Source organism: Streptomyces spiralis (assembly GCF_014654675.1).
GTDB lineage: Bacteria > Actinomycetota > Actinomycetes > Streptomycetales > Streptomycetaceae > Streptomyces > Streptomyces spiralis.
This window is the reverse complement of record NZ_BNBC01000003.1, coordinates 169293-185591: the sequence shown is the minus strand read 5'-3', so window position 1 is coordinate 185591 and position 16299 is coordinate 169293. Positions and strand designations below refer to the sequence as shown.

13 protein-coding genes are annotated in these 16299 nt (G+C 72.1%); 11 read left to right on the top strand and 2 right to left on the bottom strand.

Annotated features, from left to right (window positions below):
• Positions 1-5: 5 nt before the first annotated feature.
• From IE318_RS05120 to IE318_RS05085, 8 genes are all read left to right on the top strand, one after another.
• Positions 6-1541 carry an FGGY-family carbohydrate kinase gene (locus IE318_RS05120; RefSeq protein WP_189896827.1) on the top strand — a complete coding sequence of 512 codons (1536 nt, stop codon included), beginning with the start codon at positions 6-8 and terminating at the stop codon, positions 1539-1541.
• The gene (locus tag IE318_RS05115) at positions 1538-3025 is read left to right on the top strand and encodes an FGGY-family carbohydrate kinase (RefSeq protein ID WP_189896825.1); all 1488 of its coding nucleotides are present in this window, start codon (positions 1538-1540) and stop codon (positions 3023-3025) included. Before IE318_RS05120 ends, IE318_RS05115 begins: the two co-directional genes overlap by 4 nt.
• Entirely contained in the window at positions 3022-3657 is a 636-nt protein-coding gene (locus IE318_RS05110) for a histidine phosphatase family protein (protein ID WP_189896822.1), read from the top strand. The genes IE318_RS05115 and IE318_RS05110 overlap by 4 nt, the downstream gene beginning before the upstream one ends.
• Positions 3654-4697, top strand: coding sequence for a 2-hydroxyacid dehydrogenase (locus tag IE318_RS05105; RefSeq protein WP_189896819.1), 1044 nt, complete (start codon positions 3654-3656; stop codon positions 4695-4697). The genes IE318_RS05110 and IE318_RS05105 overlap by 4 nt, the downstream gene beginning before the upstream one ends.
• A 125-nt stretch (positions 4698-4822) precedes the next feature.
• The gene (locus IE318_RS05100; protein WP_189896817.1) at positions 4823-5989 is read left to right on the top strand and encodes a hypothetical protein; all 1167 of its coding nucleotides are present in this window, start codon (positions 4823-4825) and stop codon (positions 5987-5989) included.
• 150 nt (positions 5990-6139) lie between these two features.
• Positions 6140-7414, top strand: a complete 1275-nt coding sequence (locus IE318_RS05095) for an SGNH/GDSL hydrolase family protein (protein ID WP_189896815.1) — start codon at positions 6140-6142, stop codon at positions 7412-7414.
• 389 nt (positions 7415-7803) lie between these two features.
• Positions 7804-8892, top strand: a complete 1089-nt coding sequence (locus IE318_RS05090; RefSeq protein ID WP_229903343.1) for a MerR family transcriptional regulator — start codon at positions 7804-7806, stop codon at positions 8890-8892.
• A 273-nt stretch (positions 8893-9165) separates the two neighbouring features.
• Positions 9166-10632 carry a glycoside hydrolase family 6 protein gene (locus IE318_RS05085; protein WP_229903342.1) on the top strand — a complete coding sequence of 489 codons (1467 nt, stop codon included), beginning with the start codon at positions 9166-9168 and terminating at the stop codon, positions 10630-10632.
• Between the two features lie 85 nt (positions 10633-10717).
• On the opposite strand, the gene IE318_RS05080 is transcribed toward IE318_RS05085, so the two are convergent.
• Positions 10718-11239 carry a DUF3761 domain-containing protein gene (locus IE318_RS05080; protein WP_189896811.1) on the bottom strand — a complete coding sequence of 174 codons (522 nt, stop codon included), beginning with the start codon at positions 11237-11239 and terminating at the stop codon, positions 10718-10720.
• A 155-nt stretch (positions 11240-11394) separates the two neighbouring features.
• Positions 11395-13512: a hypothetical protein gene (locus IE318_RS44715; RefSeq protein ID WP_229903341.1), complete on the bottom strand. Its 2118-nt coding sequence runs from the start codon at positions 13510-13512 to the stop codon at positions 11395-11397.
• A 363-nt stretch (positions 13513-13875) separates the two neighbouring features.
• On the opposite strand from IE318_RS44715, the gene IE318_RS05070 reads away from it, so the two are divergent.
• The 3 genes from IE318_RS05070 to IE318_RS05060 all read left to right on the top strand — a co-directional run bounded on the left by IE318_RS05070 (position 13876) and on the right by IE318_RS05060 (position 16119).
• Positions 13876-14499 (top strand): DUF6230 family protein, encoded by a 624-nt coding sequence (locus IE318_RS05070; RefSeq protein ID WP_189896809.1) that lies wholly within the window; start codon positions 13876-13878, stop codon positions 14497-14499.
• Between the two features lie 239 nt (positions 14500-14738).
• Complete coding sequence (locus IE318_RS05065; RefSeq protein ID WP_229903366.1) at positions 14739-15188, top strand: DUF6114 domain-containing protein; 450 nt, start codon at positions 14739-14741, stop codon at positions 15186-15188.
• Complete coding sequence (locus tag IE318_RS05060) at positions 15178-16119, top strand: hypothetical protein (RefSeq protein WP_189896804.1); 942 nt, start codon at positions 15178-15180, stop codon at positions 16117-16119. The genes IE318_RS05065 and IE318_RS05060 overlap by 11 nt, the downstream gene beginning before the upstream one ends.
• Positions 16120-16299 lie beyond the last annotated feature (180 nt).

Sequence of the window (16299 nt, the reverse complement as noted above, 5' to 3'; positions counted from 1 at the left end):
GGCAGATGACCGCGATCGCCATCGACGCCGGAACCACGCTCGTCAAGGCCGTCGGCTACGCGGACGACGGCACCGAACTGGCCGTCGGCCGCCGCCCGACCCGGGTGCTGCGTCCGCACCCCGGCTGGTCCGAGCAGGACATGGCCGAGGTCTGGGCCGCGGTGGCCGACGCCACCCGCGAGGTCGCCGCCCGGCTGCCCGAGCCGCCGGACATGGTCGCCGTCACCGCCCAGGGCGACGGCGCCTGGCTCGTCGACGACCGCGACCGGCCCACCGGGCCGGCCGTGCTGTGGAACGACGGCAGGGCCGCGGACCTGCTCACCGGCTGGGAGCGCGACGGCACCGTCCATGAGGCGTTCCGCATCTGCGGCTCCCGGCTGTCCACCGGCATGCCGCATGCCGTGCTCGCCTGGCTGCGCGCCCACGACCCCGAGCGGATCGAGCGCTCCAGCCAGGTGCTGACCTGCGGCGGCTGGCTGTACCTACGGCTGACCGGCGAGCCGGTCGTCGACGAGTCGGACGCCTCGGCGCCGTTCCTGGACGTACGCAAGCGCGCCTGGTCCGACCGGCTGCTCGAGCTGTACGGCATGCCCTGGGCCCGGCGGCTGCTGCCCGACCTGCGCGACGACGACCACCGCGTCACCGCCCTGACCGCCGCGGCGGCCGAGGCGACCGGACTTCCCGTCGGCATCCCCGTGGTGCTCGCCCCGTACGACATCTGCGCCACCGCCATCGGCGCCGGCGCGGTGTCCCCGGGACAGGCCTGCTGCATCCTCGGTACCACCCTGTCCACGGAGATCGTCACCGACGAGGTGGTCACCGAGGAGCCGGTGGAGCCGGTGGGCATCACCGTCACCCTCGGGGTGCCGGACCGCTATCTGCGCGCCTTCCCCACCATGAGCGGCGGCGATGTGCTGGACTGGGGGACCCGGATGCTCGGCCTCGACTCCGTCGCCGAGCTGATGGCCCTGGCCGCACAGGGCCGGCCCGACGCGGCCGGGGTGCGGTTCCTGCCCTATCTCTCGCCCGCCGGTGAGCGCGCGCCGTTCTTCGACCCGGCCGCCCGCGGCTCACTGGCCGGCCTGTCGCTGGAGGCGGGCCGCGAGGACGTCGCCCGCGCGCTGGTGGAGGGAGTGACCATGGCCATCCGTGACTGCCTGGCCGCATCGCCCGCCCTGCCGGACCGGCTGGCACTCTGCGGCGGCGGCACCAGAAGCGACTTCTGGATGCGGCTCATCGCCGACGTCACCGGGCTGCCCGTGACCGTCCCCGTCGACGCCGAGGTCGGCGCCCGCGGCGCCTGGCTCACCGGCCTGGTCGCCACCGGCCGCGAGCCGGATTTCAGCACCGCCGCCGCCCGGCACGTGCGCACCACGGCCACCTACGAGCCGGACACGCGGACCGCCGACGGCTACGGCGACCGCTACCGCGGCTTCCTGCGGCTCAGGGAGACACACCGGCCGGCCTGGCACGACGGCGGCGCAACCGGCGGGAGCGGCGGCAAGAGCGGGAACCGCCCCATCGGCGGTGCCGGCGCATGACTTGGTACGACGAGGACGCCTGGCTGGGCATCGACCTGGGCACCCAGGGCGTGCGGGCCGTGGTCGCCGCGTCCGACGGCCGGCTGCTGGGCGAGGGCTCCGCCCCGCTCACCAGCCGCCGCCGCGGCGACCGCCACGAACAGGACCCGCACTCCTGGTGGCCGGCGGTGTGCGCCGCCATCGGCCGGGCCCGCGCCGCCGGCGCCGACCTCGGCCGCGTCCGGGGCATGGCCGTCGACGCCACCTCCGGCACCATCGCCCTGATGGACCGCGGCGGCAGGTGCACGACCCCGGCCCTGATGTACGACGACGGCCGCGCCGGCGCGGAGGCCGACCAGGTCAACACCGTCGGCGAACAGCAGTGGAAGAAGGCCGGTTACCGCCGGATGCAGCGCTCCTGGGGCCTGCCCAAACTGCGCTGGCTGCTCGACCGGCACCCCCGGGCCGCCGCCGAGGGCTGGCGTCTCGTCCACCAGAACGACGTCGTCAACCGCGCCCTCGTCGGGCACGACGTGCCCACCGACACCAGCAACGCCCTGAAGACCGGCGCCGACGCCGCCACCGTGACATGGCCCGAGGAGGTGCTCGCGGCCCTGGACATCGCGCCCCGGCTGCTGCCCGGACTCGTCCTGCCCGGCACGGTCATCGGCGGCGTCTGCGCGGCCGCCGCCGCCGAGTCCGGACTGAGAGAGGGCACCCCCGTCGTCGCCGGGATGACCGACGGCTGTGCCGCCCAACTCGGCTCCGGCGCGACGGCCGTCGGCAGCTGGAACTCCGTCATGGGCACCACCCTGGTGCTCAAGGGCGTCAGCAAGGACCTCGTACGCGACCCCCACGGCGTCCTCTACTCCCACCGCTCCCCGTCGGGCCACTGGCTGCCCGGCGGCGCCTCCAGCGTGGGCGCCGGGCTCATCGCCCGGGAGTTCGCGCACGCCGACCTCGACCGGCTCACCGCCCAGGCCGCGCCGCTGCTCCCCACCGACCTGCTGCGCTACCCGCTGGTCTCGCCGGGGGAGCGGTTCCCCTTCGCCGCCCCGGACGCCCGCGCCTTCTCCAGCCGGGAGCCCGCCTCACCGGCCGAGGCGTTCGCCGCCCTGCTGCAGGGGGCCGCGTACGCCGAACGCCTCTGCTTCGACTACGTGGACCACCTCGGCGCCCCGACGGACGGCGCCGTCGTCCTCACCGGCGGCGCGACCCGGAACCCCGTGTGGAACCAGCTCCGCGCCGATGTGCTCCAGCGCCCGGTCACCCTGCCGCGCCACGCCCAGCCGGCGCTCGGCATGGCCGTCCTGGCCGCGTCCACCCGCGACACCCTCGACGCTGCCGCCGCCGCGATGGTGCGCACCGACCACATCCTGGAACCACGGAGCTCTGTGAAAACCATCCACGACGAACGCTACCTCCGGCTGCTCGACCTGCTCGCTGAGCGCGGCTGGCTCCCCGGCCCGGTCGCCGCCCACGCGCGAGAGAGGACCGCGCGATGAGCCTGCACGTCATCCTCGTACGGCACGGGGAGAGCGTCTGGCACGCCGAGAACCGGTATGCCGGAGGCACCGACATCGCCCTCACCGAGCGCGGGCACGCCCAGGCCCGCGCGCTCGCCCACTGGGCCGAGCAGGCGGACCTGACCGCCGTCTGGGCCTCCCCGCAGGTGCGGTCCCTGGACACGGCGCGCGCCAGCGCGGCACACACCGGGCTGCCGCTGGAGGTGGACCCGCGGCTGCGCGAGCTCGACTTCGGCATCGCCGAGGGCCTCACCCGCGACGAGATGAGCCGGCGCTTCCCCGAACACCTCGCCGCCTTCCAGGACGACCCGGTGCGCCACCACTTCCCCAAGGGGGAGAACCCGCTGGAGGCGACCGACCGCTATCTGGAGTTCCTCGCCGACCTGAAGGCCACCCACCCCGACGGCGGCCGCGTCCTCGTCGTGGCCCACTCCACGGCGATCCGGCTCACCCTCTGCCGCATGCTGGGACTGCCGCTGCGCTCCTACCGCCAGGTCTTCCCCTTCCTGGCCAACTGCGCGCTGAACGAGCTGATCCTCCGCGACGGCGTGCCCTCGCTGCTGGCGCTGAACCACCCCGTGACCTCCGTGACCCCAGGAGCACCCACGTGACCACCATCCTGACCGCCGGCGACCACTTCGTCTCCAACTCCCTGTTCCGCGACCGGCTCCGCCCCGTCGTCCCCGACGCCACCGTCCGCGAACTCACCCTGCCCTGGCCGGTCGAGCCCTTCGGCGACGTCGCCGAGGTGCACGAGGCATCCGGCACCGAGGACCAGCTCATCGAGGCACTGGACGGAGTGGAGATCTGCGTCACGCAGATGGCGCCGCTCACCGAGCGGATCCTGAAGGCCAGCCCCGACCTGCGGCTGTTCTGCGTGAGCAGGGGCGGCCCGGTCAACGCCAACCTCGAAGCGGCGACCAGGCAGGGCGTCGCCGTCACCTTCGCGCCCGGCCGCAATGCCGGCGCCACCGCCGAGCACACCGTCGCCCTCATGCTGGCCGCGGCCCGCCGCGTTCCCGCCACCCACACGGACCTCACCGCCGGCACCTGGCGGGGCGACTACTACATGTACGACAAGGTCGGCCCGGAGCTGGCGGGCAGCATTGTGGGCATCGTGGGCCACGGCGCCGTCGGCTCCAGGGTCGCCCGCATCGTCAGCGGCTTCGGAGCCCAGGTACTGGTGGCGGACCCCTTCGCCACCGCGGCCGGCGTCGCCCCGTACGAACTCACCGACCTCGACGACCTCATGCGGCGCGCCACGTTCGTCACCGTCCACGCCCGCGCCACCGCGGACACCGCCGGCCTGCTCTCCCGGCGCCGGATCGAGCTCATGCCCCCGGGCGGCGTGCTGGTCAACTGCGCCCGCGGTTCCCTGGTCGACTACGACGCCGTCTGCGACGCCCTCGACGCCGGCCGGCTCTTCGGTGCCGCCTTCGACGTCTACCCCGTCGAGCCGCTCCCCGCGGACTCACGGCTGCTGACCACCCCCAACCTCGTCCTGACGCCGCACCTCGCCGGCGCCAGCAGGCAGACCGCGCTGAACGCCGCCGCGATCGTCGCCGCGGAGGTGGACCGCTACCTGACGGGCCGCCCCCTGCACCACTGCGCCAACCCGCAGGCCCTGGCGGACGGTCCCACGGCATCCTGACGCCGACCCCGCAGGCACAGTGCGGATCCGGGCAGACCTCGTCGCCAACGTTCCGCGCAAGGGCTCCCGTTCGACTTCCGTGAACGCGGAAAGATCCATCGACGCACCCGACGAAGGGAACACGCATGCGCAAACGCAGAGCAGTCATCGTCGCCGCGATGGCCGCATCGGTCCTCCTGCCGGCACGGGGCGTCGCCGCCACCGCGGCTCCGGAGCCGGCTGCCGCCACACTGCCGGCACACATCTACGGCGGGGCATGGCCGACCAGCCATCTGCAGGGCGTCACCGTGGACACCAAGAAGGGCTACGCCTACTGGTCGTTCACCCAGATGCTGGTGAAGACCGATCTGCGGGGCAATGTCATCGGCACGGTCGAGGGCCTGACCGGCCACCTGGGCGACATCGACCTCAACCACCAGGACGGGCGCGTCTACGGGTCGCTGGAGTACAAGGCGGAGAAGGCGTTCTACATCGCCGTCTTCGACGTGGACCGGATCGACCGGGTCGGGATGGACGCCGAGACCGACGGGATCATGACCGCCGTCCATCTCGACGAGGTGGTGGAGGACTTCACCGCCGACATGGACGGCAACGGCGTCTTCGACGGCGACACCGCCGACACGGCCGACCACCGCTACGGCTGCAGCGGCATCGACGGCGTCTCCTTCGGACCCGGCTTCGGCCAGCGGGGCGGCCCGCAGAAGCTCATGGTCGCCTACGGGATCTACTCCAACACCTCCCGCACCGACAACGACCACCAGGTCGTCCTCGAGTACGACATCGGCGACTGGCAGAAGTACGAGCGGCCGCTGACCCAGGACGCGCCGCACCGCAGCGGCCCCAAGCACCCAGAGGGGAAGTACTTCGCGTACACCGGCAACACCACCTACGGTGTGCAGAACCTGCAGTACGACCCGTACACCAAGAACTGGATCATGGCCGTCTACCGGGGCAAGAAGGCGGGCTTCCCGAACTACTCCCTCTTCACCGTCGACGCCACCGCCGAGCCCGAGCGCGGCGAGATCGTCGGACAGCCGAAGCCCGAGACCGGCAAGCTGCTGACCCTCCGCCCGAACGGGCTGTACGACCCGGCCACCGGGGTCTGGGGCTGGGAGTTCCACGGCGAGTACGGCTTCGAGGCCCTCGGCCGCGGCTACTACTACGTGGCCGAGAGCCGGCCCGTGGACGACGGCGGCGTACCGAAGTACGAGGGCGAAATCCGCCTCTACCGCTGGACCGGCAAGTCCCCCACCCCCTTCGAACAGGTGGCGCTCACTCCTGACGGGCAATAAGGGACCGCACTGACCGACGCCGATCGCCGGCACGGGTTGCCGGCACCGCCGACCCGAACCGACGCATCCGTCGACTCCCGGCGCTTCCCCATCTCCCACCGCACGTGCGCGACCGCAAGGACCAACGCCAGCATCGGACCAGGAGATTCCATGGCCAGACCGAGAGCACGCACCAGCATCATCGCCCTCTCCACCGCCCTCGCCGCGGGTGCCTGCCTCGCCGTGGCCGCCCCGTCCTCGGCCACCTCCGGGGCCGCCGCCGGCCAGTGGGCGACGGCCTGGGCCGGCAGCCCGGTGCAGGGCATCACCTCGACCGCCACATGCCCCAGCGCCGAGGGCCTGACGGACCGGACGGTCCGCAACGTCGTCACCACCGGGGCGGCCGGAAACCGCATCCGCGTCCGGCTGAGCAACTCCTTCGGGACGAGCGAACTGCACGTCGGCCATGCCACCGTGGCCCGTCAGGGCACCGGTGCCTCCCTCCAGCCCGGCACGCTGCGCGAACTGACCTTCTCCGGCAAGAAGTCCGTCGATGTGCCGGCCGGGGCGCAGCTGCTCAGCGACCCGGTCAACCTGAGCGTCCAGGAACTCGCGCACCTGTCGGTGAGCGTGTATGTGCCGGGCTCCACCGGCCCCGTCACCAACCACCGCCTCGGCATGCAGCACAGCTTCATGTCCGGCGCCGGTGACCACGCCGGCAGCGGCGACGGCTCCGGCTACCCGACGTCCATCACCTGCATGATGCTGGTCGACGGGGTCGACGTGGTGCGCAACCGCGACGCCGACGGCACCGTCGTCACCCTCGGCGACTCCATCACCGACGGCGCCGCCTCCACCCTGAACGCCGACCACCGCTGGCCGGACTACCTGGTCCGCCGCCTGTCGGCGCTGCCCGGTTCCGTCCCTGCCGTGGCCAACGCCGCCATCAGCGGCAACGAGGTGCTGGTCGACCGCGTCCCGGTCTACTTCGGGATCAGCGCCCTGCGCCGCCTGGACCGTGACGTGCTCGCCCAGAGCGGCGTCAAGTCCGTGATCCTGCTGGAGGGGATCAACGACATCGGCGCGGCCGGCGCGAGTGCCACGTCCCTGATCTCCGGCTACCAGGAGATCATCGACCGGGCGCACGCCCGCGGGCTGAGGATCTACGGCGGCACGCTGACGCCCTTCATGGGCTCCAACCCCCGGTTCGGCGGCGACTACGGCAGCGCCTACGGTGAGCGACAGCGCCTGGCCGTCAACCAGTGGATCCGCACCAGCGGCGCGTTCGACGGCGTCATCGACTTCGACAAGGCGGTGCGCGACCCCGCCGACCCGTCGTACATGCTCCCGGCCTACGACTCGGGCGACCACCTGCACCCGGGCGACCTGGGCTACAAGGTGATGGCCGACGCGATCGACCTCGGCATGATCCTGCGCAACCGTTGAGTCGGCAGCGGCCTCGGCCCGGAAGCCGGCGGCTCCCTCATCCGGGGGTCGCCGGCTGCGGCGTGACGGTGACGAACCTGAATTGAACGTTTCAAAGAGACAGGCGCCGGCTTCAAGTGGTCAGTCGGCATCGACGATGCGCTGTCGCTCCTTCGGGCGGACCCCACTTCGCGGCAGTGGTGCCCCTGAGGTCGGATCATGGCACGCCACCAGCCGCGGGCCGGCCGCCGCACGACCGCTGCGGCCGGCCCCCCACCACCGCTTCACCCCGGCCGGCTGACCGCCCGCACCTCCTGCCGAGGTGTCCACCCCCGGTCGCGGCGCTTGACCCTCACGTGGCGTCATGCCGCATTGTCACCGGCGTGGAAGAACACCTGACGGTAGGACGTGTGGCCGAGCTGGCCGGGGTGAGTGTCCGCACGCTGCATCACTATGACGGGATCGGCCTTGTGCAGCCGTCCGCGCGGACCGCGGCCGGGTACCGGGCCTACTCGGCGGCGGACGTGGAGCGACTGCGGGAGGTTCTTGCCTACCGGCGGCTGGGTTTCGGTCTGCGCGAGATCGCGGATCTGGTCGACGACCCGGCCACCGACACGGTCGCGCACCTGTACCGCCTGCGTGGTCTGCTGCTGGAACAGCGCGACCGCGCAGGTGCCATGGTGACGGCCATAGACAGGGAACTGGAGGCGCGGGCCATGGGGATCAGGACGACGCCGGAGGAACAACTGGCAATGTTCGGCGCGCAGTTGTACGAAGCGATCGGTTCCGCCTACCCGGCGACGCGGCGCACCGAGCCGCGGATCGCCGCGAGGATCTGGGAGGCGCTCGGGGACGCGCGGACGGTGCTGAACGTCGGAGCCGGCACCGGCTCCTACGAGCCGTCCGACCGCGACGTCACGGCGGTGGAACCCTCAGCGGTCATGCGGGCACAGCGTCCTGCGGGCTCGGCGCCGTGCGTGGCCGCCAGTGCGGAGAGCCTCCCGTTCGAGGACCGGTCCTTCGACGCCGCGATGGCGGTCAGCACCGTTCACCACTGGCCGGACCCGGTCGCCGGGCTCCGGGAGATGCGGCGCGTGGCCCGCCGTGTGGTGGTGCTCACGTACGACGCCGGCGGCCCGGGCTGGCGTGAGCGCTTCTGGCTCTCCCGCGACTACCTGCCTGAATTCGCCGACCTGCTCGCCGGTTGGCCCTCGCTGGCCGACCTGACCGGCGCGATCGGGGGCCGCGCGGAGCCGGTCCTCATCCCGTGGGACTGCGCTGACGGCTTCTTCGAAGCCTACTGGCGTCGGCCCGAGGCGTACCTGGACGACCATGTGCGCCGCGCGGTATCGGTGTGGACGAGAGTCGGACCGAAGGCCGAGCAGCGGGCGGTGAACAGCCTCCGTGACGACCTGTCCTCGGGCCGGTGGGCCGAGCGCAACCGCGACCTCGTCGCCCTCGACGCGGCAGAACTCGGACTCCGCCTCCTCGTGGCCTGAACCACCGTGGGCGATAACGCCCCGCGACGGAACCGACCCGTCGGCAAGTCATGTCCCGTACCGGCCGCTTGAGCGGCCGGTACGGGACATGACTTGTCTTGGTTCGGGAGCGCTCCCATGATGGCCAAAAATGTACCCCTCCCAAGGGATTACGTGCCCACGTCAAGCTGGCTAGGCTCGGCCCGGTTGCCGCGGGAGCGCTCCCATGAACGCCCGCCGCATCCCACCCGCACCCCTGGGGGCCCTCTCCCCCCGAGAGCACGGAGGACGACTGTGACACCCCTCATCCGCACCCCACACCCCGCCGGGGCGGCCGCCCCCGCGCGCGGGTCGCGGCTGCGCAGGGCCACGGCGATCGGCCTGGCCGCAGGCCTCGCCGCCGCCGGTATCGCGCTGAGCACCAAGGTCACCGCGGGCGCCGCGGTGCAGGGCAGCATCCCCGCCGGTACCCAGTTCTACAAGGACCCCAACTCCCAGGTCGCCCGCTGGGTCGCCGCCAACCCCGGCGACTCCCGCCAGCCGGTCATCTCCCGGCGGATCGCCTCCCAGCCGCAGGCGATCTGGTTCTCCAACTACCGCCCCTCCACCGTCACCAACGACGTCAAGACCGTCACCACAGCCGCTGCGGCCGCCGGACAGGTGCCGGTGCTGGCGGTCTACGAGATCCCCAACCGCGACTGCGGCGGCGCCTCCGCCGGCGGCGCGCCGGACCTGGCCTCGTACGACACCTGGGTGCGCAACTTCGCCGCCGGGCTGGGCAGCGGTCAGTCGATCATCATCCTGGAGCCCGACTCCATCGCCCTGACCACCTGCCTCTCCGCGCAGCAGCAGGCCGACCGGTTCGCCTCGCTCTCCCGTGCGGCGGGCGCCATCCACGCCGCCTCGCCCAACGCCAAGGTCTACCTGGACGGCGGTCATTCGGCCTGGAACAGCGCCTCGGAGCAGGCCGGCCGGCTGCGCAGTGCGGGCATCCTGACCAACGCCGACGGCCTCTTCACCAACGTCTCCAACTTCAACACCACGGCGAACGAGGTCAACTTCGCCAAGAACGTGCTGGCCGCGCTGGGCAACCCGGCCAATCTGCACGCCGTGGTGGACACCAGCCGCAACGGCAACGGCCCGGCCCCCGGCGGGGCATGGTGCGATCCGTCCGGCCGGGCGATCGGCAACTACCCCACGGCCAACACCGGGGACCCGGCGATCGACGCCTTCCTCTGGGTGAAGCCCCCGGGTGAGGCGGACGGCTGCGCCGGCGCCGCGGGTACCTTCCTGCCGGACGTGGCCTACGCGCTGGCCTCCGCAGGATCGTCGGACCCGACCACGTCGCCGACCACGCCGTCCACGACGCCCCCGCCGACCACCACCCCGCCCACGACGCCCCCGCCGACGACCACGCCGCCCACGACGACGCCCCCGGCCGGGGCCGCCTGCTCCGTCAGCTACAAGGTCTCCAACGCCTGGTCCGGCGGCTTCACCGCGGACGTGACCGTGCGCAACACCGGCGGCGGCTCCGTCAACGGCTGGTCGCTCAAATGGACCTTCCCCGCCGACCAGAAGATCACCAGCGCCTGGAACGCCAAGACCACCCAGTCCGGCGCGACCGTGACCGCCACCGACCTGGGCTACAACGGAACCATCCCGGCCGGCGGCTCCACCGGCTTCGGATTCCAGGGGACGGGCTCCGGCACCACCTCACCCACCGCGTTCACCCTGAACGGTGCTGCGTGCACCGTCTCCTGACGCCGCACCATCCGGCACCGCAGCGGCGGCCGTCCCGGATCCTCCCGGGTCGGCCGCCGCGTTCGTCCCTGGTCACGTAGTCGGCCTACCTGTAGAAGACGGCCACGCCGCCATGGTGCGAGCAGGCTCCCTGGTGGTGGGCCGCGTAGGAGTAGGTGCCGTCGTTGCACAGGGCGGTGGCGCCGTTTCCGGCACTGCTGGACCCTCCCGAGGCGCTGGAGCCGCCACTGCCGGAACTCGAACCACCCGACGAGCCCGAGCCACCGCTCCCGGACGACCCGCTGGACGAACTGCCGCTGCTTCCCGAACCGGAGCTGACGGCCCTCGCGGTGACGGTCACCTTCACTTCGACCGTCTTCGTCGCCGTCACCGTCGGCACAGGGCTCGGCGTCGCGGTCTGCGTGGCCGTGGCTGTCGCGGTGACCGTGGCGGTCGGCTGCACCTTCGCGGACGCAGCCTTCGCGTCGTTCCCGTTGTCCTGCCCGCCGGCGCCGGCACCGATACCGAGGAAGAAGGCGAGGCCCATCGCGGGCAGCACATATCGCTTGCGCGCCCACCTGGGAGCAGGCGCGGCAGGCTGCGGCGGTCTGGTGTACGGATTGGCCATGTGGTCCCCCCAGGGCGTGTTGAGGGTGCCGAAAATAGCGTGAGTTGTGAAGCTGGTGTGCTGATTCCGTGTAGGAGTTGCCTACTCGTGACAGCCTCACGCACGCCGGGTTCGGCCCGGGCGGGGACGAGCCGGGGCCGGCCGGTGCTCGGCCGTCACCGCATGAGAGTGGTGAACAGCTCTGGGATCAACACCGCGTTGGGGTGGCTCAGTGGCACGGTCAGCACCGGTTTCTCCACGCCTGTCTGACGGATCCAGATCATGCCGTTGTGCAACTGCGCACCGCTGATGGAATCCCAGGGCAGGGAGAGGCGTGGCTTCGCGCACGAGATGCCGGACTGGGTCACCTTCACGCTGCCGCCGACGGTGACGGTCTCACCTCGGCGGACCTGGGTGAGCAGTTCGGTGAGCAACCGGGGAGCCAGGTACTGGTGAGTCAGGTTCACCAGGAACGTCCACTCCTCCGGCTGGTCGGCTCGGCGGCCCGCTCTGAAGAAGTGCACGGAGACCTTCGGCCCCCCGTGGTACGGGTACCGGCCCACCTGGAAGTCCCACGTGTTGTCGTAGGTCGTCGGGTACAGGAAGCGCTTTTGGGCGGTCTGGGTCGCCGAGTAGCTGATCCATTCCACCTGGTCGAGGGTGATCGATCTGCGGCCGTAGGTGATCACGTGAGGGTCGGCGTGAAGCCTGGTCCAGCCGAGCTTGGTGCCCAGGACCGGAACCTGGCCCGGCCGTGTCGTCGCGTCGGCGGTGTGCGGTGCCGTGCGGGTCGCGGGGGTCGGCCCGTCGGCTGCGGCGATGTACTCCAAGAGCCATGCCGGAGTCTGTGCGCGTGGGTAGGCCGCCAGGTCGTCGCGGTAGTTCGCGGGGGCCAGCAGATGATCGTCGGGGAAGGGCCGGTCGCCGTAGTCGTACTCCGTGGTGATCCGGGCGTTCACTCCCGTGCTGTGGCTGACGGTGAGCAGCAGGCGCCACCACGGCCCCGCCGGCATCAGCGCGGCGAGGTGCCGCTGCCTGCGGACCAGCACGGCCATCTGCTCGGGCACCCTGACCTCGGTGCTCTGGTTTCCGGACCCGAACCGCAGTCGGGCGACCTCGGCGGAGACCGTGAAGGAGAAGACCGCGGTGAAGCGGTCCCACCCCGGAGGTCCGAGCTGGGCCAGTTGCTGAGCGATCGGACCGAGCAGCGCCGACGCCCTGGCCGCCGTCACCTCCGTGGCGGGGGCGTCGATGGTGAACGAGGCGATGCCCGCCGGACCTTCCGGCGCGGCGTCGAGCCGCGTGACCTCGTCCCGGAGGAGCTCCATGAACCGTTCCTCGGCGGGCCTGCGGCGAACGTACGCCTCCTCCGCGGTGAACATCTCCTCCGCCTGCCGCGGAGGGATCGCGCTCGATGTCTCCTTGACCCGCCCGATGTCGCTCACCAGGAACACCGACCGGCCCACCGGCATGTCCAGGAAGGCCATCGGGTCGCTGTCGTCGACGTCCACCGGCGCGTAGACGCTCCAACCTCCTTCGAAGCGATCCGCGGCCAGCCCTTGCGTGGGGTAGTCCAGACGGCGGGTCCGGATCCGTTCCACGACCAGCGAGACCGCCTGCGCTGCGGCGATCTGCCCACCCTCGGGTGTCGTGACGTGGTCGAGGGGGTGGCGGCCGGTGGGGCCGCCGGCGGCGCTGCCGGCCGACGACCGGCCCTGGTAGTGGTGCGTGAGGTCGAACCAGAGGCACACCTCCTCGGCGGTCTCGACATCGACATCGGCCGCGACCACCGACCAGCCGCCGCCGGCGTCCCGCGCGTGGAGCGTGACCACGTCGCTGCCGTCCCGGCCGGCTATGACGTAGTTCGCCTTGTGGAGTTCGCCGAGTTCGGCGGCCTCGGCGAGCGTGGGCGCCGTGGAGCTGACGCGTTCCGCGATCGGCTCGCCGTCCACGTCGACGGCGGTCAGCACGTAGTCGTCCTCAGGGGTGGAGGGGTACTCGAAGCCGACGTGGGAGCTGCCGTGCGAGGCCGGTTCCGGCCGGCACAGGGCATCGTGCTGACGGCGCAGTTCCACGACGACAGCGGCGGGGGCATCGGAGACGAGGACCGACCAGGCGCCGGTGGCGTCTCTGCCGTAGAGGGTGATGTCGTGGCCATGTCGGACCGACACGTAGTTCGTCCGGTGACGGTCGCCGAACTCGGCGGCTTCGCCGAGCGTGGGCGCCGTGGAGAGGAGACGTTCGCCGAGCCGTTCGCCGCCGACCTCGGTGGCAGCCATCACGTAGTCGGCCATCGGTCCTCTCCTGTCGCCACCGAGGGTGGGAGCGCGGGTTGCTCGCCGTCCCAGCGGGTGGGCACCGGCCAAAAACCTTGCCACATGGGCGAGTTGGCCGGTACGGGCGCGGTCGGCAAGGCTGGTGAAGACCAGGTGGAGAACGTGGGAGGGCGGACGGGGGAGGGCGTGAACGGGGCGTGCGGTCACTCGCCCGGCTCCACATCCACAGCCCGAAGGGCCCGGTGGGAGTCGCATCACCCGTACGCCGGGCCTGACGTGCCGCGGATCGATGTGACCGCGAGCCTAGGATCCGTCACTGGACAACAGATGTCTGCCGTGCCTGGAACCGGCGGGTCGCGGGTCATGAGCGAAGGAGACAGGATGTCGCACCGTGCCGGCAGAACCCGGTGGCGACGGTTCGCGCTCATCCTGACCCCCAGTGTCGCAGCCTGCGCCGCGCTCGGCATCGCCATGGCCCAGGGAGCACTCGCCGCGTCGTTCCTCATCTCCGGACAGAGGTTCCAGGTCAACGTGGACACCCTGACCATCCGCGGGTTCAGCATCTACGTGATGGTGGACGTGACCAAGAAGGGCGAGCGAGTGCCGGTCATGGTCACCGGTGCCCGGCACGCGACGATCAGCGGGCTGTGCCAGTCCGTACCGATCGACCTGCCGCTGCTGGGTCCGCACACCTTCAAGATCACCGGCGGGGACACACGCCCCGCCACGGCGACGAACATGTTCCTCGACGCGACGACCGAGTCGGTCGGGCAGGCGGACTTCCGGGACATCGACATCGGCGTCGCGCAGGGTGCGATCACCAAGGGACCGATCGACCCGGGGGACAGGAATTCCCGCTTCTTCGACCCCAGCGGCTTCGGGCAGCAGGCCGTGTCGGCCACATTGACCCATGTGCGCGTGACCGCGGTCGCGATCTCCGCCGGTACGTTCAACATCCCCGACCTGCGCCTGCGGATCGAGAAGGGCCACCACGAATGCCCCTGACTCCGGTGCTCCTGACCCCGGTGCTCCTGACCCCGGTGCTCCTGTCCCCGGTGCTCCTGTCCCCGGTGCTCCTGTCCCCGGTGGGAGCACCCGCGGTGGGCCCGGGCTCCACCCCACTCGGCTCTTCGCGTACGCGACACCGCTGACCAGGACGGCACGTGATCATCCAGCTCTCCGGCAGACGACTCCGACTGCTCGCCCGCAGACCGCCCCGACCGTTCTCCGGCAAACGCCCCCGACTGCGCGTCCTCGCCGCGCACGCCCGGCGCAGGTTCAGAACCTGGCGCGGTGAACGCCCCTTCTGGGCGGGGCTCTTCACCTCGATGGCGGGCCTGCCCATCCTGTACTGGCCGTACGCCGACCTGGACCTGGGCGGAGTTCCGCTGGCCCTCTCGACCACATCCGGTGCCGGATCCCTGATCATCGGAGTTCTGCTTGTCGTCCTGGGGCTCACCCTCTGGTACCGCCAGCATCTTCGCGTGTTCGCGGGGATCGCCACGTTGCTGCTCACCCTCGTCTCCTTTCCCGTCGCCAACCTCGGCGGCCTGTTCCTCGGGCTGATCAGCGGCCTGATCGGCGGCAGCCTGGCCTGCTCCTGGATCCCGCCCGACGCCGCCGAACCGTCCACCGTCACCGCGCACGAGGAATCCACGACCGTGCCGCCAGGAGACAGCCGACGTGGCACCTGACCACACCCACCGGAACACGCACCCCTTCGGCCACTCCATCGGCCACCCCTTCGGCCCCGAGCCCCACCGCCCGGACCGCACCCGGCCGTTCGGTCACGCGCCCGGCCGGGCACCACGGTCCATCGCCCGCGCGCTCGCCCTGGCCACCGTGCCCTTGGCCCTGCACCTTCCCACCCCCTGGCCCTCGCCGGACCCGCTCTCCACCCCCGGCGGCACAGCCACGCCCACGGCACGGGTGAGCGCCGTGCCGGCACCCACGCCCACCGCACCACCGTCTCCGGGCAGCACAACGCCCCCCATCAGCGCCGTCCCAGCACCGGCCGGCTCCTCGCCGGCCATCCCCGACGCCGGCGTGTCCGCCCCCGCGCACGGGGCACAACCGTCCGGTAGTACCGCACCATCGGTGACGAGCGCCGCGCCCTCGTCCTCCGGTGCACCACCACTCGACCCGCCGCCGGTTCGTCCCGCGGACGCCCCCTGGGTGCTGCGCGCCGACCGACTCGTACTGCGCGCCGCCGCCTTCCGCGGCGTGGTCACCGTGCGCACGGGGGCCGGCACCGTCGAGGCGCTGAAGTTCACCGCGCGATCGGTGGACGCCGTCAGCCTCGACATGACCGCGGGCCGGGGCCGCGCGGTGACGCGGCTGCGCACGAGAGCCGGGACCACGTCCACGCTCAAGGGGGAGGGCGGCAACGATGTGGTGACGCTCTACCTCCGCGCGCTGTCCGGCACGCTCACAGACCTGGGCGGCGCCCCGCTCCCGCCGGAGCGCACCGTCACCGTCACACCCGCCTCCGTGCCTGACTGGGTGACAGACCTGGCCACCTCCGCACGCACGGTCACGTTCGTGAAAGTGACCGTCTCCCCCCTCACGCAGTCCGGCGCCCACCTGTCCGTCACAGGGCCGCTGTTCCAGGCCGGGGCCGGGTGACCGGCGGGTGCGTCAGCCAGGAGCGGGCGCCGTCGGGCCGGTGGGCCGGTCTCTTAGCACACCCCGGGCAGCGGGTGCGGCGGGCGTCCTGTTCGCCGTGCTGCCGGCGGCCACGATCGTCCTGGTGCACAGCGCGATCCCGGGCGGGCCGGCGCACGGCACGGACTGGCTCAGCAGTTC

Bases quoted from the DNA above. Each gene is read 5' to 3' on its own strand.
- IE318_RS05070 (WP_189896809.1), top strand. From the start codon at position 13,876: ATGTCGCACCGTGCCGGCAGAACCCGGTGGCGACGGTTCGCGCTCATC.
- IE318_RS44715 (WP_229903341.1), bottom strand. From the start codon at position 13,512: ATGGCCGACTACGTGATGGCTGCCACCGAGGTCGGCGGCGAACGGCTC.
- IE318_RS05100 (WP_189896817.1), top strand. From the start codon at position 4,823: ATGCGCAAACGCAGAGCAGTCATCGTCGCCGCGATGGCCGCATCGGTC.
- IE318_RS05110 (WP_189896822.1), top strand. From the start codon at position 3,022: ATGAGCCTGCACGTCATCCTCGTACGGCACGGGGAGAGCGTCTGGCAC.
- IE318_RS05120 (WP_189896827.1), top strand. From the start codon at position 6: ATGACCGCGATCGCCATCGACGCCGGAACCACGCTCGTCAAGGCCGTC.
- IE318_RS05080 (WP_189896811.1), bottom strand. From the start codon at position 11,239: ATGGCCAATCCGTACACCAGACCGCCGCAGCCTGCCGCGCCTGCTCCC.
- IE318_RS05095 (WP_189896815.1), top strand. From the start codon at position 6,140: ATGGCCAGACCGAGAGCACGCACCAGCATCATCGCCCTCTCCACCGCC.
- IE318_RS05115 (WP_189896825.1), top strand. From the start codon at position 1,538: ATGACTTGGTACGACGAGGACGCCTGGCTGGGCATCGACCTGGGCACC.